The 22,039-nt window shown below is 69.3% G+C and carries 19 protein-coding genes and 1 pseudogene; 6 read left to right on the plus strand and 14 right to left on the minus strand.

Features of this window, described 5'->3' with window-relative positions; all coding sequences use genetic code 11:
* Window positions 1-5: 5 nt before the first annotated feature.
* From GXK59_RS16090 to GXK59_RS16105, 4 genes are all read right to left on the minus strand, one after another.
* Complete coding sequence (locus GXK59_RS16090) at window positions 6-1,433, minus strand: bifunctional PIG-L family deacetylase/class I SAM-dependent methyltransferase (protein ID WP_160668287.1); 1,428 nt, start codon at window positions 1,431-1,433, stop codon at window positions 6-8.
* Window positions 1,427-2,533: a hypothetical protein gene (locus GXK59_RS16095; protein ID WP_160668288.1), complete on the minus strand. Its 1,107-nt coding sequence runs from the start codon at window positions 2,531-2,533 to the stop codon at window positions 1,427-1,429. The genes GXK59_RS16090 and GXK59_RS16095 overlap by 7 nt, the downstream gene beginning before the upstream one ends.
* A gap of 159 nt (window positions 2,534-2,692) precedes the next feature.
* On the minus strand, window positions 2,693-3,370 hold the full coding sequence (locus GXK59_RS16100) for an O-methyltransferase (protein WP_160668289.1): 678 nt from the start codon (window positions 3,368-3,370) through the stop codon (window positions 2,693-2,695).
* A 56-nt stretch (window positions 3,371-3,426) separates the two neighbouring features.
* Window positions 3,427-3,795 (minus strand): thiamine-binding protein, encoded by a 369-nt coding sequence (locus GXK59_RS16105; protein ID WP_160668290.1) that lies wholly within the window; start codon window positions 3,793-3,795, stop codon window positions 3,427-3,429.
* A gap of 167 nt (window positions 3,796-3,962) precedes the next feature.
* Between GXK59_RS16105 and GXK59_RS16110 the strand changes: the two genes are divergently transcribed.
* A complete protein-coding gene (locus GXK59_RS16110; protein WP_160668291.1) occupies window positions 3,963-4,595 on the plus strand; it encodes a TetR/AcrR family transcriptional regulator in 633 nt (210 codons plus the stop codon).
* A gap of 5 nt (window positions 4,596-4,600) precedes the next feature.
* Entirely contained in the window at window positions 4,601-5,017 is a 417-nt protein-coding gene (locus GXK59_RS16115; protein WP_160668292.1) for a YkvA family protein, read from the plus strand.
* A gap of 4 nt (window positions 5,018-5,021) precedes the next feature.
* On the opposite strand, the gene GXK59_RS16120 is transcribed toward GXK59_RS16115, so the two are convergent.
* The 4 genes from GXK59_RS16120 to GXK59_RS16135 all read right to left on the minus strand — a co-directional run bounded on the left by GXK59_RS16120 (window position 5,022) and on the right by GXK59_RS16135 (window position 7,058).
* The gene (locus tag GXK59_RS16120) at window positions 5,022-5,738 is read right to left on the minus strand and encodes a GAF and ANTAR domain-containing protein (protein ID WP_160668294.1); all 717 of its coding nucleotides are present in this window, start codon (window positions 5,736-5,738) and stop codon (window positions 5,022-5,024) included.
* A complete protein-coding gene (locus GXK59_RS16125; RefSeq protein WP_024367309.1) occupies window positions 5,735-5,926 on the minus strand; it encodes a hypothetical protein in 192 nt (63 codons plus the stop codon). Before GXK59_RS16125 ends, GXK59_RS16120 begins: the two co-directional genes overlap by 4 nt.
* Window positions 5,927-6,009: 83 nt before the next feature.
* A complete protein-coding gene (locus tag GXK59_RS16130; RefSeq protein ID WP_160668295.1) occupies window positions 6,010-6,321 on the minus strand; it encodes an AzlD domain-containing protein in 312 nt (103 codons plus the stop codon).
* Window positions 6,318-7,058, minus strand: coding sequence for an AzlC family ABC transporter permease (locus GXK59_RS16135; protein WP_160668297.1), 741 nt, complete (start codon window positions 7,056-7,058; stop codon window positions 6,318-6,320). The genes GXK59_RS16130 and GXK59_RS16135 overlap by 4 nt, the downstream gene beginning before the upstream one ends.
* A gap of 221 nt (window positions 7,059-7,279) precedes the next feature.
* Here GXK59_RS16135 and GXK59_RS16140 point away from each other — a divergent pair, with 221 nt between their 5' ends.
* The 3 genes from GXK59_RS16140 (at window position 7,280) to GXK59_RS16150 (ending at window position 11,545) form a co-directional block, all read left to right on the plus strand.
* On the plus strand, window positions 7,280-8,251 hold the full coding sequence (locus tag GXK59_RS16140) for an ABC transporter ATP-binding protein (RefSeq protein WP_160668299.1): 972 nt from the start codon (window positions 7,280-7,282) through the stop codon (window positions 8,249-8,251).
* Window positions 8,244-9,836, plus strand: a complete 1,593-nt coding sequence (locus tag GXK59_RS16145; protein ID WP_160668301.1) for an ABC transporter permease — start codon at window positions 8,244-8,246, stop codon at window positions 9,834-9,836. The genes GXK59_RS16140 and GXK59_RS16145 overlap by 8 nt, the downstream gene beginning before the upstream one ends.
* A gap of 128 nt (window positions 9,837-9,964) precedes the next feature.
* The gene (locus tag GXK59_RS16150) at window positions 9,965-11,545 is read left to right on the plus strand and encodes an HNH endonuclease signature motif containing protein (protein ID WP_237393927.1); all 1,581 of its coding nucleotides are present in this window, start codon (window positions 9,965-9,967) and stop codon (window positions 11,543-11,545) included.
* Window positions 11,546-11,583: 38 nt separating this feature from the next.
* Here GXK59_RS16150 and GXK59_RS16155 read toward each other — a convergent pair whose 3' ends face one another.
* Window positions 11,584-12,483 carry a glycerophosphodiester phosphodiesterase gene (locus GXK59_RS16155; protein ID WP_160668303.1) on the minus strand — a complete coding sequence of 300 codons (900 nt, stop codon included), beginning with the start codon at window positions 12,481-12,483 and terminating at the stop codon, window positions 11,584-11,586.
* 50 nt (window positions 12,484-12,533) lie between these two features.
* On the opposite strand from GXK59_RS16155, the gene GXK59_RS16160 reads away from it, so the two are divergent.
* Window positions 12,534-13,883 (plus strand): DUF445 domain-containing protein, encoded by a 1,350-nt coding sequence (locus GXK59_RS16160; RefSeq protein WP_160668305.1) that lies wholly within the window; start codon window positions 12,534-12,536, stop codon window positions 13,881-13,883.
* A 24-nt stretch (window positions 13,884-13,907) separates the two neighbouring features.
* Here the strand turns inward: GXK59_RS16160 and GXK59_RS16165 are convergent, their stop codons facing one another.
* The 5 genes and pseudogenes from GXK59_RS16165 to GXK59_RS16185 all read right to left on the minus strand — a co-directional run bounded on the left by GXK59_RS16165 (window position 13,908) and on the right by GXK59_RS16185 (window position 21,966).
* Window positions 13,908-15,131: an MFS transporter gene (locus tag GXK59_RS16165; RefSeq protein WP_160668306.1), complete on the minus strand. Its 1,224-nt coding sequence runs from the start codon at window positions 15,129-15,131 to the stop codon at window positions 13,908-13,910.
* On the minus strand, window positions 15,131-15,964 hold the full coding sequence (gene narI / locus GXK59_RS16170) for a respiratory nitrate reductase subunit gamma (RefSeq protein WP_160668308.1): 834 nt from the start codon (window positions 15,962-15,964) through the stop codon (window positions 15,131-15,133). The genes GXK59_RS16165 and narI overlap by 1 nt, the downstream gene beginning before the upstream one ends.
* Window positions 15,965-15,966: 2 nt before the next feature.
* Window positions 15,967-16,587: a nitrate reductase molybdenum cofactor assembly chaperone gene (narJ, locus tag GXK59_RS16175; RefSeq protein ID WP_160668310.1), complete on the minus strand. Its 621-nt coding sequence runs from the start codon at window positions 16,585-16,587 to the stop codon at window positions 15,967-15,969.
* Entirely contained in the window at window positions 16,584-18,263 is a 1,680-nt protein-coding gene (gene narH / locus GXK59_RS16180; RefSeq protein ID WP_160668312.1) for a nitrate reductase subunit beta, read from the minus strand. The genes narJ and narH overlap by 4 nt, the downstream gene beginning before the upstream one ends.
* Window positions 18,263-21,966 (minus strand): annotated as a pseudogene (locus GXK59_RS16185) (nitrate reductase subunit alpha). Before GXK59_RS16185 ends, narH begins: the two are co-directional and overlap by 1 nt.
* Between the last annotated feature and the right edge of the window lie 73 nt (window positions 21,967-22,039).

Genomic DNA, 22,039 nt, shown 5'->3' on the forward strand with positions numbered 1-22,039 from the left:
TTCTCCTACCCTTCCGGGCCCGGCACGACGGTGGTTGCCGGCTGGGGGTCCCCGGCGGACCCGGGCGCGACCAGGACCTCCAGGATGAAGTCGCGTTCCCGGTACAGTCCGGCGTCGGCCCAGCCCAGTTGGCGTCGTGCGGCGGCGTGCACGGCGTCGCCGTCGAGCTCCCAGCCGGAGATCGGATGGCGCCAGTGGCACAGGGCCAGGGTGCCGCCGGGCAGGAGCGCGGCTTCGACCCGCTCGAACAGCCCGGCCAGCTCGCCGGGCGAAAGGTAGTAGCCCACCTCGGAGACCACGATCAGGTCGAACCGGCCGTCCGGCCAGTCCGTCGGGACGGTGAGGTGGCTGGTCCGGGCGGCGGGGAGGTGTTCGAGGCGCCGGGCGGCGTGCGCCAGCGCGGCGCTGCTCGCGTCCACGGCCAGGAAGCTGGCGCAGCGTTGCGCGAGTTCGACGCTGAGGGTCCCGATCGAGCAGCCGATCTCCAGTCCTGCCGTGTAGTTCAGGCCGGGCAGGGCCGCGAGGGTGAGGGTGCGTTTGCGGTGTTCGTACCAGCTGGTCGTGTACTGCCAGGGGTCGTCCGTTCCGGTGTGGACGGCGTCGAAAACCCCTTCCGCATCGGCGGCGGCGTAGGAACCGGCACCGGCGGCGGCCGGGCCCTGCCACGCAAACGTCTCGAAGGGCCGGTCGAAGTGTGCCAGGAACGCCGGCGGGAGCAGCACCTCATCCCCGGGCTGGCCGGACAGCGGCCGGACTTGAGAGGTGTGGGAGGACATCGCTGCCGCCTTGGCCCGCCGTTCGGCGGGGTTCAGCGGCAGGCGCAGCCAGGACTGCCAGGCCGGGTCCGCGGTGTCCGCCCAGAGCCAGTACCAGATGGGGTACTCGAGCAGTCCGTGGCCGCCAGCGCCTGCGGCCTCGGCGGCGGCGGCGCCCAGTGCCTCGTGGTCGGTGTGGCCGTCGTGCCGGTAGGGGGCCACAATCGTGATGTGCCCCGCCGGCAGTCCCGTTGCGGCTGTTGTGTCGGTAATGGCGCGCTGCAGCGCGGCGTGCACCTCCGGCCGGTGCCCGGCGAGCTTGCCATCGGGCAAGGCGAGGTACCGCCAGTCCGGATCCGGCAGCAGATGCGTCAGCGCGCCGCCGAATTCCTTGAGCCGCACGGCGGCGAGCTGTTCCGGCGTCGTCGTGGGAGAGTCCGGGTGGGAGGCCTCCCCCGCCGTGCACAACAGCACCGTGACCCGGGCGCCCAGCCCCCGCAGCCGGGCCATCAGGCCGCCGGCGCCGAGGGATTCGTCGTCGGGGTGCGCGGCCAGGACGATGAAAGCCTGGCCGGCGAGCTCGCCGGCGTCGAGCGGCAACTTCGGGAGCGCAGCCAGCCCGCTGGCTGCCCACGCGTCCTCGCTGGTGCCGGTGTCCTGGTGGGTGAAGCTCACCACGGGTGATCCCCCTTGAGCGTGAGGGCTCCGAGCTGTGCGTCGTCGCGCATGGCGTGGTGCTGCCGGATGTACAGAGACAGGTCAGCCATCCGCTTGCCGTAGACCGGGTCGAAGGCGAGCGGGGCGGGTCCAAGGTTCTGGCTGGCCAGGGTCTGGATGCGTTCGACGGCGGTGGCCACGTTGCCGCGGACGCGGAGGGCCTCGCTCCAGGCGCCGCGGTCCGAGAGTTCCCCGGCATCGACCCGCGCGGCGGTCCGGGCCAGGTATCCGGTCAGGGCGGTGAGGGTGCGGTCGATCTCGCCGAGGTGGGCGAGGGCGAGCTGGTCCGGTTCGCGGCCGCCGTCGGCAGCTGCGAGCAGGGATACCTTGAACCCGCGGGCCACCGCGACGGCGCCGCCCAGCCAGCACGCCGCCACGCCCATGCCGCCCCAGGCGAAGCCGGGCCGGCGGTAATACCAGCCGGCGTCGCCCAGCGGCACGGCCGGAACGGCACCGAAGTGCACGGTGCCGCTGGGGATTTCCGTGAGTCCCCGGCTGGTCCACTGCGGGTCCTCGAAGCTGACGCCGTGGGCGTGGAGGTCGACGGCGAAGGCCGCCCGGCCGCCGTCGTCCAGGTGGGCGGTCACGACAGCGTGGTCCAGCTGGGCGGCCAGGGAGCACCACGGTTTGGCGCCGTGCAGCAGGAAACAGCCGTCCGCCGGTTTGGCCTGGAGCCGCAGGCCGGCGGCTTCGGCGGCAAACACGCCCCAGGCGCCGTCGAAGTGGACGCCGTCGAAGTCCGGGCAGTCCCAGCCGTTCAGGGCCGCCTGGCCGGTGGCCTGGGCGAGGATCGCCGCCGCGTCCAGATGGGGTTCAATGGCCCGGCCGGCGGCGACGTCGACGGCCGTGACCGACGCCAGGATTTCCCACAGGAAGGCCGTCCGGCCCTCGCCGGGGTTCGGGGCGGTCGCCGCCGCGGCCTTGGCCAGCTCCAGCAACGCCGGGACGTCGCCGACGGCGGACCGGGCCGCCGCCAGCAGGGGGCCGAGGCCGGCCAGGTCCTCCGGCGCAGAACTGATCCTGACGGCGACGGGCCGCTGGGAATCGGGAGTCCGGTTCATTCGGGCCTGTTCTCCTTCGAAGGGTCTCTGGTGCTGTTGGCGTCCATGCCTGCCGGTCGGGCTACTGCCCGGTAATTTCGGCCGTCAGTAAATCTAAGCACACTTAGCACTTTGGGAATTCCGGTGTCAGGTCCGGTGCCGGCGCGGCGCCCGCCGCTGCTACACCACCCGCGCCAGGGCGAAGCCGTCCCAGCCTTTGGAACCCACGGTCTGGATCACGGTGCCGTCCAGCCTCGGGTCCTCGCCCAGCATGTGCAGGGCGCTGATGATGCCCGGGGCGTTGACGGCATCCATGGCGGGATCCAGCACGGCGCCTTCCCAGACCACGTTGTCCATCACGACGGCGGTGCCCGGCCGGCCGAGGCGGATGGCCCAGTCGAGGTAGTGCGGATTGTTTTCCTTGTCGGCGTCGATGAAGACGAAATCGAAGGGCTCGACGCCTTCGTCGGCGAGCGCGTGCAGCGTCTCCAGTGCCGCCCCGACCCGGATCTCGACAAGATGGCCCAGCCCGGCGGCGTCGACGTTGGCGCGGGCCACGGCGGCGTGTTTGGGCAGGTACTCGCAGGTGAGGAGCTGGCCGCCGTCGGGCAGCCCCTGGGCCATCCAGATGGTGCTGAAGCCGGCCAGGGTCCCGATCTCCAGCACCCGCCGGGCACCGGAGAGCTGCACGAGCAGCTTGAGCAGCTTCCCGGCGTTAGGGGCGACCTCGATGGGAGGCATGCCCGCCTCGAGGGCGCTGGTTACGGCGCGTCTAAGGGAGTTGTCCGGGCGGACCACAACCTCGGACAGGAAGCCCTCGACGGCGGTCCAGCGGGCGGTGGGCTGATGCTCGAACATGCCCCCAGTCTTCCAGCCGGCCTGTCCCGGCGGTAGGGCCCGTTCGGCCCTGGGTCCTAGCCTGCGGCCGGACCCGGAGCGTCCCCGAGGGCCTGTTCCAGCCGGTCCAGTTTTCCGGTGAGTTCGCCCGTGTAGCCCGGGCGGATGTCTGCCTTGATGACGAGGGAGACCCTGCTGCCGTAGCGGCCCACGGCCTCGGTGGCGCGCTTCACGACGTCGAAGACTTCGTCCCACTCGCCCTCGATCGTGGTGAACATCGAGTCGGTATGGTTCGGCAGGCCGGACTCCCGGACGATCCGCACCGCTTCGGCAACGGCGTCGTGGACCGAAGCCTCGTCCGCCGGGACCGCCGCGGAACCGGCGGGTGAGTCGCCGGCCGTTTGAGCGGGACGGCCTGAGGGTGCGACAGAAAATGCAAGCAACATGGCACCAGTCTTTCACGTGCTCCAGCGCCCTGCCGGTGGGGATGGCGCCCGGTGATCAACCGGTCCGCGGCCCGAACGGGGACAGGGGCCGGTCGACGAACCCGTCACATTAGTCACTACTCGGGAGTAATCTCCCCGGCCCGGCCTTGCGTTGCTAACCTAGGCAAATGAACCGGGTAGCAGACCGCAGGCCGCTCCGCGCCGATGCCGCGCGGAACGTTGACAAGATCATCACCGCCGCCCGGCAGTGCTTCCGCGAGCACGGCCCCGAGGTCCCGCTGCAGACCATCGCCGTGACCGCCGGAGTTGGTCCTGCCACCCTTTTCAGGAACTTCGCCGACAAGGAGGAACTCGTCCTCGCGGCGCTGCACCGCCAACTCGGACTGCTGGTCGATCCCGTCATCGAGGAGGCCCTCGCCGGGCCCGACGCCGCCGACGGCCTCTTCCGCGTCATTGACGCGCTGATGGGCGTGGCCAGCGAAGAAGCCAACCTCCTGGGAGCCGTGGCCGGCCGCCGCGGACTGCTCACGGGGATCACGGGCGATCTGATCGAGTCCGTGGCCATCCTCTTGGGCCGCGGGCAGGGCCAGGGCACGCTGCGCAGCGATATTTCGATGACGGACCTGATCCGGCTGCTGGCCATGCTGATTGGCGTGGTGGACACCATGGAGGCAGGTTCGGATGCGTGGCGCCGTCCGGTCGCCCTCGTCGAGGACGCCATCCGCACGGAGCGCCCCCACCGGCCGCTGCCGCCGCAGGCACCGCTGCCGGGCACCGCCTTCGATTCTGTCCTCGGCTAGGACCGGTGTCATGGGAAACCGTGCTCGGCGCTGCCGGCGGTCTGCTGCTGGTCTACGCCGTCCTGTTGCTCCTCCTGTGGGGTTATGCCCGCAGGCACCCGGAAACGGTCACCATGAAGGACGCCCTGCGGTTGCTGCCAGACCTGTTGAGACTCCTGCGGCGGCTGGTCGCTGACAACACCCTGGGCGCAGGCGTGCGGATTAGGCTCGCCCTGCTGCTGGCTTATCTGCTCTCGCCGCTCGACCTTGTGCCGGATTTCGTGCCGGTGATTGGCTACGCGGACGACGTGATCATCGTGGCCCTCGTGTTGCGTTCCGTGATCGCGCGGGCGGGTGAGGACGCGCTGCGCCGGCACTGGCCGGGAACGCCCGACGGGCTGCAGCTCATCCTCAAGCTCGCCGGCCTCGGAGCGCCGCGGTAGGACCTCAGGTGCTGAAGGCCGTCCCGGCCGGCACGCCGTCGAACCTCCGGAGGATCTCCTCGGCGACGATCCGGAGCTTGACGTTCCTGGTGTTGGAGACCTTGGACAGCAGGTCGACCGCTTCGGACTGCGAGCACCGGCTCTGGGCCATGAGGATGCCGGTGGCCAGGTTGATCACGGTCCGCGACCGCATTGCCTGCATCAGGTCCCGGTTCAGGCCCTTGGCAGAATCGAGCCGGACAGCCATCCGCAGCACTTTGGCGGCGCGGAAGGCGAGAGCCGCGCAGGCCACCGCGTCGTCGTCGAAAGCCTCGGGAGACGTCGACGAGAAGGTCAGGACCGCGGACCGGTCCTCCAGCATGGCTACGGCGAGGATACTGCGGCTCCCGCGCTGGGCAGCTGCCCGCTGGTAGCGCCGCCACCTGGGATCCATCGTCGTGTCAGGCACCAGCACGGCCAGCCCGGTCTGCCGGGCCTCCAGCCCCGGACCCTCCGCAACGTCGTCCTGCATCCGTTCCAGTATCAGGGCCTCGCGGCTGCCCGGCAGGGCTGCCGGTTGACGGTGCCGGGCCACCAGCACCGAACACCGCACCGGGCGGCCGGTTTCGGCTGCGGCGGACTCGGCGGCCAGGCCGGCCAACTGCCGGAGGAAATCCTCCAGCACGTCGTTGTCGAGCAGTAAATCCTGCAGGCGCTCCGAAAGCCGGGTTTTCAGAATCAATCCTCCGCCGGCTTCTCTTTGGCTTCCTGCAGGTGGTGCTGCAGCTTCTCCTCGGCCTCCCGCCGGCGTCGTGCCATCTCGCGCAGCTCCCGGGTGGACTCGGCCCCTGGCGGAACGAACGGCTCATGCGGCTTGTGGTGCGGGCCTTTGCCGGGCGCAGGGGCATCCGGCTGGTCGTTGTCGCTCATAACCGAATGCTCCCATGGGGCGCGGGAGGCAAGTAGGGACTAAAGACCGTTACGGAGCAGTACGGCGGCAGTCGGTGCGGCTGCTAGTTCCAGCCCAGCAGCCTGAGTCCGGCTGCCGCCCCGGCTCCGGCGAGGACGACCACGAGGAAGGGGGCCCGGAACACGAGGGCGATGCCGGCCGCGGCCAGTGCCCCCAGGCGCGCGTCCAGCGCCAGCGTCTGGCCCGAGGCCACGGTGTTCACAATTGTCAGGGACGCCAGCAGGCCAATGGTCATGGTGCCGGCGATCCGGGACATCCGGGGATCACGGAGCACGCTGGCCGGGACCAGATAGCCCAGCAGTTTCCAGGCGTACGCCAACAGGCACGAGAGCAGCAGCCACATCCACAGGGTCATTTGGCGTCCCCGGAGGGATGCGGATGCGGGTGTTCGGCGTAGGGGTCCACGTCCGGTTCCAGTCCTTCGTCGCTGCGGCCATGGCTGAACCAGCCGATTGCCGCAGCCACCACCGCGGCCACCAGGATCGGCACCCCGGCGGGCACAAAGGGTACGGCCAGCACGGTGGCCAGGGCGCAGACGACGGCGATCGCGACAGGTTCGCGGCCTTTGAGCCGCGGCCACAGCAGGCCCAGGAACGCCGCCACGGCGGCACCGTCCAGGCCCCACTGCTTGGGATCCCCCAGCGCACCTCCTGCCAGCGCGCCCACGGCGGTGAACAGGTTCCAGAGGACGAAGATGCCCAGGCCGGCGGTCCAGAAGCCGCGCTTCTGCTCGAGCGGGTCCGTCTGGCCGGTGCTTGTGGCGGTGGACTCGTCGATCGTGACGTGGGCGGCGGCGAACCGCAGCCAGCCCCGCGGCTGCAGCAGGGCGTTGACCTGCATGCCGTAAATCCCGTTGCGCATGCCCAGCAGGGTGGCCGCTCCCATCGCGGCGACGCCGGAGCCACCCCCGGCCACCACCCCGATGAAGGCGAACTGCGAGCCGCCGCTGAACAGCAGCAGGCTCAGGGCCATGGTCTGCCAGAAGTCGAGTCCGGAGGTGACGGACAGCGCGCCGAAGGACACGCCGTAAAGTCCGGTGGCGATGCTGATGGAGAGCCCGACCCGCACTGCCGGGGACTGCAGAAGCCTCACCGACGGGCCGGTTTCCGCAGGACCGGCTTAGTGGCGCTGGCCAGCAGCAGGGCGCTCATCGCCACGGCGGAAAGCGTCTGGGTGTCCCGGCCGGACCAGCGAGATGGCATGGAGCAACTCAATCACACCCGCGGGAGCGCCCGCCAACCGTGGCGGCCTGCGGCAAAAACAGGTCTTTCCGCCCGGGTCCGCGCCCGCCAATCCGGCGTACCTTGTTGCCTATGAGCAGTGTGGTGGAAATGACCGGCGTCGTGAAGCGGTTCGGGGCCGTAACGGCCCTGGACGGACTGGATTTCGACGTGGCCTCCGGCGAGGTGCACGGTTTCCTCGGCCCCAACGGATCGGGCAAGTCCACCACCTTGCGGATCCTGCTAGGCCTCCTGCGCTCCGATGCGGGTTCCATCCGGGTGCTCGGGCTGGACCCCTGGCGCGACGTTGCGACGTTGCACCGCCGGCTGGCCTACGTCCCGGGGGACGTGGCCCTGTGGCCGAACCTGACGGGCGGCGAGGTGATTGACCTGCTGGGCCGGCTGCAGGGCGGCCAGGACCGCGACCGCCGGGAGCGGCTCCTGGACCTGTTCGAGCTGGACCCCAGTAAAAAGGCGCGCACCTACTCCAAGGGAAACCGTCAGAAAGTGGCCCTCGTTGCTGCCCTGGCCACCGACGCCGAGCTGTTCCTGCTGGACGAGCCGACAAGCGGGCTGGACCCGCTGATGGAGGACGCCTTCCGCGGCTGCGTCCGCGAACTGCGTGAGCAGGGGCGCACCGTGGTGCTGAGCAGCCACATCCTCAGCGAGGCCGAGGCCCTCTCGGACCGGGTGAGCATCATCCGCGCCGGGAAGGTGGTGGAGACCGGCCCGCTGGAGCAACTGCGGCACCTGACCCGCACCTCCGTGACCGCCGACGTCGCAACAGTGCCGCCGGGACTGGATCTGCTGCCCGGCGTCCACGACGTCGTCGTGACGAATCACCGGGTCAACGCCCAGGTCGAACCCATCGGACTGAACCACCTGATGCGGGCGCTGACGACGGCGGGACTGAAGTCACTCACGAGCCAGCCGCCGACGCTCGAGGACGTGTTCCTGCGCCACTACGGTGACATCACCGCCGGGGTTCCGGCGGCGGCTGTTGGCGCTTCGCCCGGCCGGCCCGCCTCGCGGGAGCCCGGCCGACGGCGGGCCGGCGATGCCTGAAACCCTCGCGGGAACTGGCGTCCTGATCCGCCTCGGGCTGCGGCGGGACCGCTGGATGCTGCCGGTCTGGATCGTCGGCTTTGCCCTGATCGCCTACTCGACCGCGCTGGCCGGGGCCGAGCTCTATCCGGATGTGGCAAGCCGTGTCGAGGCCGCCACCGCCCTGAACGCGACCGCGTCCATGGTGGCGATGTTCGGACGGATCTACGATCCCACCTCGATCGGTGCGCTCTCGTTGATCAAATACACCGCCTTCATGACCGCCATCCTGGCTGTCCTCATGGTCATCCTCGCCATCCGGCACACCCGCAGCGACGAGGAGAGCGGACGCCTCGAGCTTCTCGGCGGAGGACGGCTGGGCCGCGACGCGCCGCTGGCAGCCGCCCTCACGATCAGCCTCGGCGCCAGCGTGCTGCTCGGGTTGCTCTCGGCAGCCGCGCTGGCCGCCGGCGGGCTGCCGGCCGCCGGCTCCCTCGCTTTCGGCCTGGGCTGGGCTTCCACGGGGATGGCCTTCAGTGCCATGGCCGGGCTGGCAGCCCAACTCACTGTCAGCGCCCGGGCCGCGACCGGGATCAGCATCGGCGTCGTGGCCGTCACCTATGCGCTCCGCGCCGTCGGCGACCTCGCCGAACCGGGGCCGTCTGTGCTCTCCTGGCTCTCGCCCATCGGGTGGAACCAGCAGATCCGGGCTTTCGCGGGCGACCGCTGGTGGGTGCTGGCGCTGCCGGTCTGCCTGTGCATCGTGCTTGTCCCGGCAGCGTTCGCACTCCGTGCCCGGCGCGATCTTGGTTCCGGTCTCCGCGCCGAACGCCCGGGGCCGGCTGTCGGCTCGCTCTCCGGCGTGTGGGACCTGGCGGTGCGGCTGCAGTACCGCGTGCTGGTGGCCTGGGCCGTGGCGTTCCTGGTTTTCGGCGTCGTGATCGGTTCCCTGGTCAGCAACGTGGCAGAGCTGCTGAGTTCACCGAACGCCCAGGACCTGATCAAGATGCTGGGCGGCAGGCAGGCCCTGACGGACGCTTTCCTGGCCGCGGAAATCAGCATCATGGGGTTGCTGGCCGCAGCCTACGGAGTGTCCTCGGCTAACCATCTGCGCAGCGAGGAGGCCGCGGGCCACACCGAGGCCCTGCTGGGCACGGCCACTACCCGGATCCGCTGGGCGAGCAGCCACTTCACGTTTGCCTTGGCCAGCGTGGCTTTGCTGCTCCTGCTGGCGGGGGTATCGATCGGCGTCGGCGCCGCCTTTGCCGTCAATGACTTCGCTCTGGTGGGCCGGAGCACGGTGGCCGCGTTGGCCCAGGTGCCCGCCGCATGGGTGGTAACCAGTGCGGGCCTGGCGGTGTTTGGCTGGGCACCCCGGCTGGCCGGGGCGGTCTGGGGCCTCCTGCTGGCCTTCGTCGCCCTGGGAGAATTCGGGGTGCTGTGGAATGCCCCGGAATGGCTGATGGACCTCTCCCCGTTCAGGCATTCTCCGCTGCTCCCCGTGGTCGCCGGGGACGGGGCGGCGCTGACGGCGCTCACCGCGGCCGCCGCTGCACTGGCCGCGCTCGGCTATGCCGGCTGGCGGCGCCGCGACCTCGCAGCGTAGGCCTCGAGTCACCATTCGTTGAGGCGATGGCCTGAGGGTAAATCTTCGCCGGACTTCAATTTCTGCCGCCGTACTGCTGCGCCCACCGGTCGATCAAAATTGTCGTTGCCTCGTGATCTGATGTGAGTGTGGACAACACGGCAGCATGGAGCGCGGATGGCAGGGAGGCCCTGGCGGGCGTCGGGGTGTTGACTGCGGTGCTGGATTCCGTCACTGGGGCCGGCGCTGACGGCGGTGGTCCGTCCGGTGCCAGCGACGGCCGGGATGCTGGTCCGTTGGGGGATGATCCGTTGCGGGATCTGGCGGATGATTGCCTGGACGGGCTGGCCGAGGTCGCCCGGTGGGAGGCGCGGGCCGCGGCGTTGAAGGTGCGGCTGGGCGCGACCTATCTGCGGGCCACCGATGCCATGGCGGCACCGGCGGTGGCACCGCACGACGCCAAGTGCCAGGAGATGGCCAAGGTCGCGGAGGTCGCGTGTGTCCTGACGATGAGCGAGCGGACCGCAGGTGCCTTCCTGTCCGACTGCCAGGCTCTGACGGCGGCGCTGCCGCTGACCCTGGCCGCCCTGCAGGACGGGACGATCTCCTGGCAGCACGCCCGGATCATCGTCGACGAAACCTCCGGCCTGGACCCGGCCGGCGCGGCCGGGCTGGAAGCGCACTTCCTGGACCCGGCCGCACCGGACCCGGCCCGGGGCTGCCCGGCCGGGGAACTTGTCCCGTCCCGGTTCCGGGCCAAGGCCCGTACCTGGCGGGAACGCCATCACCGGGAGAGCATCGAGTCACGCCACACCAAGAGCGTTGCGGACCGGCGGGTCGAGTTCCGCCCGGACTCCGACGGGATGGCCTGGTTCTCCGCGTACCTGCCGGCCGATACCGCGGCGGGGATCTGGGACCGGACCACTTCCGCCGCCCGCGCCCTCCAGGGCCCGGACGAGGTGCGGACCCTCACCCAGCTCCGCGCCGACATCGCCGCGACCTGGCTGCTGAGCAGTGGACTCGCCGACGGCGAAGTGGCAGGCGGGGGTGTGCCGTCGCCGCGGGCGCAGGTCCTGGTCACCGTTCCGGTCCTGTCGCTGCTCGGCGCGGGTGAGGAACCGGCGGTCCTGGACGGGTACGGGCCGATCCCGCCCTCGATGGCCCGCCGCCTCGTCGCCGAAGGCGCCGGCTCCTTCTACCGGGTCCTGGTGGACCCGCGGGACGGGGCGCCGCTGGAAATCGGCCGGTCCAGCTACCGGGTGCCGAAGGCAGTGCGGCAGTGGCTGCGGCTCCGCGACGGGAAGTGCCCCTTCCCGGGCTGCAACAACCAGTCCCTGGACAACGACGCCGACCACCTCCTGGCCTGGGCCGACGGAGGCACCACCGGGATCTCCAACCTCGGCCAGCCGTGCCGCAAACACCACGGCCTGAAACACAACTCAGCCTGGACACCGGCCGGAGCCAGCAAAGACGCACCGCCCGGCTGGACCTCACCATCCGGAAGGCACTACCCCAGCGAGCAACAGGACTGGGAACCACCCCACTGGCCACCCGGCATCCTGGAAACGAACGGGCTCCTGGGCTGGGAACAGCCCTCGGATGAAGACATGAAACCAGGCGTGGACCCGCCACCGGACAATGATCTGGGCCTGCCGCCGGATCCCGGCCCGGATCCCAACCAGGAACTGCCCGTGGACCCGCTGCCGGCGTGGTACCAGTTCGCGGCCTGAAACGGCGTCTCCGCAGGCCGTGGGTGCCGAGGCCCGCTCTAGCCGAGGCTCCGCGACCCGGCCCACAGCTGGGCGAGGACCTGCGCCGGCCAGTTCGTGGTGATCTCGTGGATCCCGAGCTCCTGGCACAGCGCAACGTCGTTTTCCGAGTCCACGGTCCACACCCGGAAACGGCGGCCGGAAGTGAGCCAGCGCCTGATGGTCCGGGAATGCCCGCGGACATAGTTGATGCCCGGGCCGGCCAGCCCGGCCTCGCAGTCGTCCAGGATCCGCACAGCTTCGGTCTGCGCGGCCTTCATCACGTTGGCCAGCGCCCCGCCGGTGAGCGCCCCGAGGCCGAGTTCCTCGCGGATCTCCTCAACGTCGACGTCGTCCACGAGCTGGCACACGGCCGAGGACGGGACTGCTTTCAGCAGGTGCTTCACCGAGTCCGGGCTGAAGCTCATGAAGGACACCGCGATGTTGCCGAGCCGGGACGTCGCCGGATCCCAGCCTTCGGCTGTGAGGACTTCCAGGACCCTGTCCTCCAGCTTGAGCTGGAAAGGGCTGGGGTGTTTGAGCTCAATTGCCAGCCCGATCTCCCGGCCCGCTGCCTGCAGCAGGTCCAGCAGCTCCGGGAGGGTCAGCAGCTGGGTGGACCTGCCGCCGTATTCGTCCGGGATCCTGGCACCCTTCCAGGAGGAGAAGTCCAGCTGCCGGAGGTCCTCGAGGGTCCGGTCCGCCACCGGGCCGGTGCCGTCCGACGTGCGGTCCAGGGTGGCGTCGTGCAGTAGCACCGCCTGCTGGTCCCGGGTGAGGTGGATATCGCACTCCACGCCGTCTGCACCGTCGGCGATTGCCTGCAGGTAGGCCGCCCGGGTGTGCTCGGCGAACGCTGCGCTGGAACCGCGGTGCGCGTAGACCATCGGACGGGCTGCAACGGACTCGTCAGTCGTCATGCTGACACGTTAGCCGATGGCCGCTGCCAAAGCGGGGCTAGGCTGGGCACATGCAGGTGAACACTGAGCCAAGTACCCGTTCGGAGGGCCCCGACGGCGCCGGAACTCCCGCCGGAGCCTCCGCCAAAGGCGGTCCCACCCGCCGCCAGACCGTGGCCGCGAGCGACGCCGAAAAAGCCTCCGCGCTGCGGCGGATGAAGCTGCTGGCACTCTCGCTGCTGATCCTGATGGCCATCATTTTTGTGGTCGCCTTCGCCTTGCAGAAGCAGTACCCCTGGCTCGAATACGTCCGGGCTGCGGCCGAGGGCGGCATGGTCGGCGCCCTCGCCGACTGGTTCGCGGTAACGGCCCTGTTTAAGTACCCGATGGGACTCAAGATCCCGCACACCGCCATCATTCCGCAGCGCAAGGACCAGATCGGCGCCTCGCTGGGCGAATTCGTGGAAACCAACTTCCTTTCCGAAAAGGTGGTCCAGGACAAACTGGCCTCTGTTGACATTGCCCGCAAGGCCGGCGCGTGGCTCTCCGGACCCGGCGGCGCGGAGCGGGTCGCCAAGGAGGGTGCCGCCGTCATCCGCGGCGCCTTCACGGTGCTCAACGATGACGACGTCCAGGCCGTGATCGAGGGCATGGTCCGCCGGCATCTGCTCGCCCCGCCGTGGGGTCCCCCGGTGGGCCGGGTCGCCCAGCGGATCTTCGACGACGGCCACCACCACGCCCTGGTGGACGTGCTCGTGGACCGGACTGTTGACTGGGTGCGGGACAACCAGGAGACGGTCAACAGGTTGGTCACGGACCGCTCCCCCACCTGGGTGCCGTCGTTCGTGGACGGTCTCGTCGGCGACAAGGTCTACGTGGAGATCCTGAAGTTCACCCGCGCCGTGCAGTCCGACCCGCAGCACCAGGTCCGGCTGTCGATCGACAAGTACCTCAAAGACCTCGCGCAGGACCTGCAGCATGATCCGGTGATGATCGCCCGGGCCGAGGGCATCAAGGCCCAGGTCCTCGGCGATCCCGAGGTCCGGGAGCTCGCGTCCCGCACCTGGGGGACAATCAAGGCCGCGCTGCTGTCCGCCGTCGACGATCCGCACAGCGAGTTGACCGTCAGGTTCAAAGCCGCCGTCCATGACTTCGGCACCCGGCTGGTGGTTGACCCCGAACTGGCCGGCAAGGTCAACACGTGGATCGGGGACGCCGCCGGGTACCTCGTGAAGACGTACCGCTCGGACATCGCGGGCGTGATCACCGATACTGTGGCCCGCTGGGATGCCGAGGAAACCTCGGAGAAGATCGAACTCCAGATCGGCAAGGACCTGCAGTTCATCCGGATCAACGGCACCGTGGTGGGCGCCCTCGCCGGGCTTGCGATCTTTACGGTGGCGCATCTGGCCTTCGGGTAGCCGTCCGACGGTCCGCAGCTCAGGCTAGGCGGCCGCGACCTTGGCCTTCGTCCTGCCCGGCATGGCAAAGATGGTAAAAGCCAGCGCTGCGAGCGTCGTGACCACCAGCAGCGTCAGCCCGATCGAGTAGCTGTGGGTGGCGGCGTCGTACGTCGCTCCCATGACCAGCGGCGGGAAGTAGCCGCCCAGTCCCCCGGCCGCGCTGACAACTCCGCTGATGCTGCCCACTTTCCCGGCAGGGGCGAGCACCCCCACCCATGCGAACACTCCGCCCGTCCCGAGTCCCAGCGCCGCCGCCATGGCGACGAACGTCAGGCCGGCGGGGACTTCGCCGTCGGGTTGCAGGTTGACCGCCCAGGCGAGGACCGCGACGCCCGTCAGTGAGGTGATCACCACGGGTTTGGGTCCGAACCTGTCCGCGAGCACGCCGCCCACCGGCCGCGCCAGCACGGCAGCCAGCGCAAAACCGGCGGTGCGCGCCCCGGCGCCGCTCGGATCGAAGCTGTAGACGTCGCGGAGGTAGGTGGGCAGGTAGGTGGCAAAGGAGACGAAGCCACCGAAGACCACGGCGTAGAGGAAGCACATCTTCCAGGTCACCGGGGTCTTCGCGGCGTCGAGCAGCTTGGGCAGGACGGGGAGGTTGTTGCGCGTCCAGCCGGGGGCTTCCTTCATCAGGAACCAGACCAGGGCCGCCATGCCCGCGAGGATCGCGGCGATCAGCAAATGAGTGGGGAAGTAGCCGATCGCCGCGACCAGCCTCGGGTTCAGGAAGGCGGCCAGCGCCGTGCCGCCCATTCCGGCGCCGAAGACGCCGGTGGCGAAGCCGCGCCGGGACGGCTCATACCAGGCGCTGACAAAGGGGATCCCGACGGCGAAGACGGTTCCGGCGACGCCCAGCAGCAGGCCGGCCGACAGCACCAGGGCGAAGGAGCGCAAGGTGCCGCCGACAGCCACGAGCAGGATCGGCAGGATGGAGGCCAGCAGCACAAAGGTGAACATCGCCCGGCCGCCGCACTTGTCCGTCAGGGTGCCGACAACGATCCTGCCCAGCGAGCCGACGAACACCGGCATGGCCACGAGCACCCCGGTGGTGGCCGGATTCAGCTGAAGGTTCACCGTGTAGAAGGCGCCAAGGGTGGCCACGGAGTTCCAGGCCCAGAACCCGACCACCGACGCCGAGGTGGCGAGCACGAGGTTGAGTGTCCGCCCGGCGGGGGCGGCCGAAGGAAGGGGCGCGGATCCGGCCATCAACGGTTCCTCGTGTCCCGGTCGCGGGTGCCGACGGCGGACCAGCCCCGGCGGGCGGCGGTGCCGGAGGACCGCGCAGCCGCTGCACCTGCCCTGCTGCCGTCCCTGTCCTTGTCACGCGAGCGGTAAACGATGTAGGGGCGGAAGAGGTAGTGGAACGGCGCGGTGAAAGCGTGGACCAGCCGGGTGAAGGGCCAGATCACGAAAAGCGCCATGCCCACCAGGGTGTGCAGGTGGAAGGAAAAAGGCGCAGCCGCCATGGCCGCCAGATCCGGCTGGAAGATGAACAGGGACCGGAACCACGGTGCGACGGTCTCGCGGTAGTTGTGCCCGTGCCCGCCCTCGAAAACGCTGGCCAGGGTGGTCCACAGGCCAAACACAATGGCTGCGGTGAGCACCACGTACATGGTCTTGTCGTTCTTGGTGGTGGCCATAAAGACCGGCCCGGTGGTGCGGCGGCGGTAGATCAGCAGGAGGATCCCGCCCAGGGTCCCCACCCCCGCGATCCCGCCCACAAACAGGGCGTTGAAGTGGTAGAACTCCTGGCTCATCCCCACCGCCTGGGTCCACGCCATCGGGATGACCAGGCCGAAAAAGTGGCCGGCGATCACGGCAAGCAGGCCGAAGTGGAACAGCGGCGAGGCGATCCGCAGCAGCCGGGATTCGTAGAGCTGGGAGGACCGTGTGGTCCAGCCGAACTGGTCGTACTTGTAGCGCCAGACCAGCCCGCCCACCAGCACAACGACCATGACGTAGGGCAGGACGCCCCAGAGCACGATGTCCAGGGCGGAAAGTTCGACGGCGGCGCCGGGCACTGCTTCGGTTGCCAGCATGGTCAGGCCCCCTTCACGGGCAGGAGTCGCGGATCATACGGGTCCAGACCCACCGCTTCGGTGGGCGGGCCGTAGCCCGCCATCCGCATCACGGCCTGCTCGTCCGCCGGCGATTTCCCGGGCAGCGTGGCGCAGACGGCCTGCAGGATCAGGGCATGTGGAAGCTCGTCCCGGAGCAGCCCGAAACGCAGCATCTCGAGGCTGGCGCGGAAACGGGTCAGCAGGTCACGGCCCGCCCCGAGGTCCACCCGGGCGGCGTATTCCAGCACCATCGGCAGGTAGTCGGGCAGTTCCCCGTGGGTGTCGACCAGGATGTCGCTCTGCCGGTAGGCCTTCTTGAAGTTGCCCAGCACTTCGCCGCGGCGCCGGGTGTCCCCGTCCGTCCAATAGGACAGGTGCAGGGCATGGCGCTTGCCGAGGTCGAACTCGCGCACGTAATGGGCCTGGCTGTCCATCTGCGGCGTGGATTCAAGCGAATCCAGCACCTCCTGGAAGTCCGCGACGGCGCCGGGGAACTCGCCCAGCGCGGCGCGCATCAGCGGCACCCTGCTGATCAGTTCCTCGTCCGGGTAGGACAGGCACCAGGCCGCCGCGAGGTAGACAACCTGCTCGCGCCGGCTCACGGTTGCTCCTCCTGCGGCGGGTTGGGTTTATCCGGAAAGAGCCCGGAAGGCGCCCCCGTGCCGTCCCAGTTCAGGAGGTTCACCCGGCCCCGGAGGGTGGTTTCGCCGGGCGCGGAGCCGGAGGTCTGCCGGTCCCGCAGGGCGTTGAAGGTCTCCACCGCCACGGGAACGGGCCTGCCGCTGGCCTCGCCGAACGGGGAGGAATCCTGCATGCCGGGCCCGCCCTCGAAGTCCAGCGAGCATCCCATCTCCTCGAGGTCGTGGGCCTGTTCCACATGGGCCTTGGGGATCACGTAGCGCTCCTCGTACTTCGCGATCGCCATCAGCCGGTACATCCCGTACATGGTCTGTCCGTCCATGCCCACGGCCTCGGGGATGGAGTCGTCCGGGTCGTTGCCCATGCTGATGCCGCGCATGTAGGAGCGCATGGCGGCGAGTTTCTTCAGCACGGCCGTGACCCGGTCCGCGTCGCCGGCTGTGAAGAGTTCCGCGAGGTATTCCACCGGGATGCGGAGCGCGTCGATGGCGCCGAAGAGGTTGCCGGCGTCCTCGCCGTCGTGCCCCTGGTCCCGCAGCAGGTCCACCACGGGTGAGAGTGGCGGAACGTACCAGACCATCGGCATGGTCCGGTATTCGGGGTGCAGCGGCAGTGCCACCTTGTAGACCTTGGCGAGGGCGTAGACGGGCGAGCGCCGGGCGGCGTCGATCCAGTCCTCCGGGATGCCCTGGGCCCGGGCGTCGGCCTGGACGGCGGGGTCGTTCGGGTCCAGCAGGACCTCCATCTGGGCGTCGTAGAGTTCCTGCGGGTCGGTGACGGCGGCAGCCGCGGTGACGGCGTCGGCGTCGTACAGGAACAGCCCCAGGTACCGCAGCCGGCCCACGCAGGTCTCCGAGCAGACCGTCGGCAGTCCCACCTCCACCCGCGGGTAGCAGAAGGTGCACTTCTCGGCCTTGCCGGTCTTGTGGTTGAAGTAGATTTTTTTGTACGGGCAGCCGGTGACGCACTGCCGCCAGCCGCGGCATTTGTCCTGGTCCACCAGGACGATCCCGTCCTCCACCCGCTTGTAGATCGCGCCGGAGGGGCAGGAGGCCATGCAGGAGGGGTTGAGGCAGTGCTCGCAGATCCGCGGCAGGTAGAACATAAACGTCTGCTCGTAGGCGAACTTGATCTTGTCCTCTGATTCGCGCCGGACCTTCTCCACGATCGGGTCCAGATGGCCGTACTCGGTGGAGCCGCCCAGGTCATCGTCCCAGTTCGCGGACCAGGTGATCTTGGTGTCCTCGCCGGTGATGAGGGACTTGGGCCGGGCCACCGGGAAATCGTCGCCCAGCGGTGCGTCCACGAGCGTCTTGTAGTCGTAGGTCCACGGCTCGTAGTAGTCCTTGAGCTTGGGCTGGACCGGGCTGGCGAAGATCCCGAAGAGCTTCTTGACCCGGCCTCCGGCCTTGAGGACCAGTTTGCCGCGCTTGTTCAGCACCCAGCCGCCCTGCCACTTGTCCTGGTCCTCGTAGCGGCGCGGATACCCCTGCCCGGGGCGGGTTTCGACGTTGTTGAACCAGACGTATTCGGTGCCCGCACGGTTGGTCCAGGCCTGCTTGCAGGTCACGGAACAGGTGTGGCAGCCGATGCATTTGTCCAGGTTCATGACCATGCCCATTTGAGCCATTACACGCATCAGTACTGCACCTCCTGGGAACGACGGCGGACGGTGGCCACCATGTCGCGCTGGTTTCCGGTGGGGCCAAGGTAGTTGAACGCGTAGGCCAGCTGGGCGTAGGCGCCGATCAGGTGCGACGGTTTGACCAGCAGCCGGGTCACGGAGTTATGGATCCCGCCCCGCCGCCCGGTGGCCTCGGACTTCGGCACGTCGATGGTGCGCTCCTGCGCGTGGTGGACGTAGACCACGCCGGCCGGCATCCGGTGGCTGACGATGGCCCGGGCCACCAGCACGCCGTTGATGTTCAGGCATTCCACCCAGTCGTTGTCCTTGACCTGGATGGACTCCGCGTCGGCGGGGCTCATCCAGACCGTCGGCCCGCCGCGGGACAGCGAGAGCATCAGCAGGTTGTCCTGGTATTCGGAGTGGATGGACCATTTGGAGTGCGGCGTCAGGTACCGGACCACCACCTCCAGCTGGCCGTCCTGGCCGAGTTTGGGTTCGCCGAACAGGCGGTGCATGTCCAGCGGCGGCCGGTAGATCGGCAGCGCCTCGCCGATGTCGATCATCCAGTCGTGGTCGAGGAAGAAGTGCATCCGCCCGGTCAGGGTGTGCCACGGTTTGAGCCGCTCCACGTTAATGGTGAAGGGGGCGTAGCGCCGGCCGCCCGTCTCGGAGCCGGACCATTCCGGCGAGGTGATCACCGGGACCGGGCCGGCCTGGGTCTGGGCGAAGGTGATGAACTTCTCCTCGGAACCCTCGGAGAGGTCCGCCAGTTTCCGTCCCGTGCGGACTTCCAGGTCCTTGAACCCCTGCACGGACAGCGCACCGTTGGTGGTGCCGGAGAACGCCAGGATGGCCTCCGCCATCTTCGCGTCGGTGTCGATCGCCGGGCGGCCGTCCGCGGCGCCGCCGAGCATCACGCCGTTGGAGCGGCTGAGCCGGTCCAGCGGGCCGGCGAGTTTGTAGGTGACGTTCTTGACCGTGAAGCCCAGCTTGTCGGCCAGCGGCCCGACGGCGGCCAGCTTGTCCGCGATGGCCGTGTAGTCCCGCTCCACCACCGAAAAAATGGGCATGTTCTGCCCGGGCACCGCGGGGATGGCCGTGTCCCGCCAGTCCCGCACGATCCCGCCGGGCTGGGCGAGCTGGCCGGGGGTGTCGTGCTGCAGCGGCACGCTGACGAGGTCCCGGCGGACGCCCAGGTGGGTCCTGGCCTGCCGGGAGAACTCCTGGGCCAGCAGGTGGAACATGTCGAAGTCGGTTTTGGTCTCCCACGGCGGGTCGATCGCCGGGGTGAAAGCGTGCACAAAGGGGTGCATGTCAGTGGAGGACAGGTCGTGCTTCTCGTACCAGGTGGCGGCCGGGAACACGACGTCGGACAGCAGAGTGGTGGAGGTCATCCGGAAGTCGGCGGAGACCAGCAGGTCCAGTTTTCCTTCCGGCGCCTGCTCGTGCCATTTCACGTCCCGGGGTTTGAGCCCTTCGGCGTGGTCCTTGCCCAGGACATTGTTGTGGGTGCCCAGCAGGTTCCTCAGGAAGTACTCGTTGCCCTTGGCGGAGGAGCCGAACAGGTTGGAGCGCCACAGCACGAGGGTCCGCGGCCAGTTTTCCGGGGCGTCCACGTCCTCGATCGCCGGGTTCAGGGTGCGGTTCTTGAGCGCGTCCGCGATGTAGCTGGGGGTGTCCGTGGCGGTTCCGGCGGCGACGGCGGCTTCGGCCTCGTCCGCGAGGTCCAGCGGGTTGCGGTCGAACTGCGGGTAGAACGGCATCCAGCCGAGCCGGGCGGACTGGGCCAGCGCGTCCGCGGTGTGCATGCCGTCCAGGGCCCCGGTGGACAGCGGGGATTTCAGCGCATCCGCGGAGTAGCCGTCCTGCCGCCACTGGTCCGTGTGCATGTACCAGTAGCCGGTGCCGATCATGGTCCGCGGCGGCCGTGCCCAGTCCAGCGCGTTCGCCAGCGACACCCAGCCGGTGGCGGGGCGGGTCTTTTCCTGGCCGACATAGTGCGCCCAGCCGCCGCCGTTGCGGCCCATGCAGCCGGTCAGCATCACGAGGGCCAGGACCGCCCGGTAGGTGGTGTCGCCGTGGAACCACTGGCAGATCCCGGCGCCCATGATGATCATGGAGCGTCCCTTGGACTCCTCGGCGTTCCGGGCGAATTCCCGCGCCACCCGGATGCAGGCCTGCGCGGGAACGGACGTAATCTCCTCCTGCCAGGCCGGGGTGTACGGCGTCGTGGCGTCGTCATATCCGGCGGCCCACCCCCCGGAAGCCCTTCGCGGCCTACGCCGTACTGGGCCAGCATGAGGTCGAAGACGGTGGTGACCAACTGGCCCTCCACCTCGATGACCGGCACCCCGCGCCGGAGCACGCTGCCGGTGCCGTCCGCCTCCTCGAAGCAGGGCAGCTGGATCTCGGCGCTCGCCCCGGAGACTTCCATGAGGGACAGCGCCGGTTCGATCCCCTCGAGGTCCAGGTTCCATTTGCCCTCGCCGCTGCCGGAGTAGCGGAATCCCATGGAGCCGTTGGGGACGGCCGGGCGTCTGGTCTTCTTGTCGAACAGGACGGTGCGGAAGGCCGCGTCCTCGGCCAGGGACTCGGCCGGGAGGTCCTTGGCGGTGAGGAACTTCGACGGGGTGAGCGAGCCGTCGTCGCGCCGTTCGAGCCGGACCAGGAACGGCAGGTCGGTGTACTGGCGGACGTAATCGGAGAAAAACGGGACCTCGCGCTCGACGAAGAACTCCTTCAGCATGACGTGGCCCATGGCCAGTGCGGCGTCGGTTCCGGCCTGCGCTGGCAGCCATTCGTCGGCGAACTTCGTGTTGTCCGCGTAGTCCGGGCTGACCGTGACCACCTTGGTGCCGCGGTACCGCACCTCGGCCATCCAGTGCGCATCCGGGGTCCGGGTGACGGGAACGTTGGAGCCCCACATCATGAGGTAGCCGGCGTCCCACCAGTCGCCGGATTCCGGGACGTCGGTCTGGTCCCCGAACACCTGCGGGCTGGCCACGGGCAGGTCCGCGTACCAGTCGTAGAAGGACGTCATCACCCCGCCGATCAGCTGGATGAACCGGGTCCCGACCGCGTGCGAGACCATGGACATCGCCGGGATCGGCGAGAAACCGGCGCAGCGGTCCGGGCCGTAGGTCTTGATCGTGTTGACGTGCGCGGCGGCCGCGATCTCGATCGCTTCCTGCCAGGACACCCGCACCAGGCCGCCTTTGCCGCGTGCCTGCTGGTAGCGGCGGCGCCGTTCCGGGTCCCCGACGACGTCGGCAAAGGCCAGCGCCGGGTCGCCCAGCCGGGCTTTGGCCTCGCGGTACATCTCGACGAGGACGCCCCGTGCGTAGGGGAAGCGGACACGGGTGGGCGAGTAGGTGTACCAGGAAAAGGCCGCCCCGCGGGGGCAGCCTCTCGGTTCGTATTCCGGGCTGTCCGGGCCCACCGAGGGGTAGTCCGTCTGCTGGGATTCCCACGTGATGATGCCGTCTTTGACGTACACCTTCCAGGAGCAGGAACCGGTGCAGTTCACCCCGTGGGTGGAGCGGACCACCTTGTCGTGGCTCCACCGGTCCCGGTAGAAGATGTCACCCTTGCGGCCCCCCTCCCGGAACACCGCCCTGCCGTCGTCGGTCTGGTCCCATTTCGTGAAAAATCGGCCCAGCTTCAACATTGCGTCCGAGGCGGGTCCATCTAACCCCGCAGGGTCTCCGGCAGTCATGCCCCCAAGCTAGGGGCCGCACCCGGGCCCCGATAGGGCCATGCGGCACTGGGCAGTTCCCTTCAGGAAGAAC

The sequence above is a fragment of the Pseudarthrobacter sp. ATCC 49987 genome (genome assembly GCF_009928425.1).
In the GTDB taxonomy this organism is placed as follows: Bacteria; Actinomycetota; Actinomycetes; order Actinomycetales; family Micrococcaceae; genus Arthrobacter.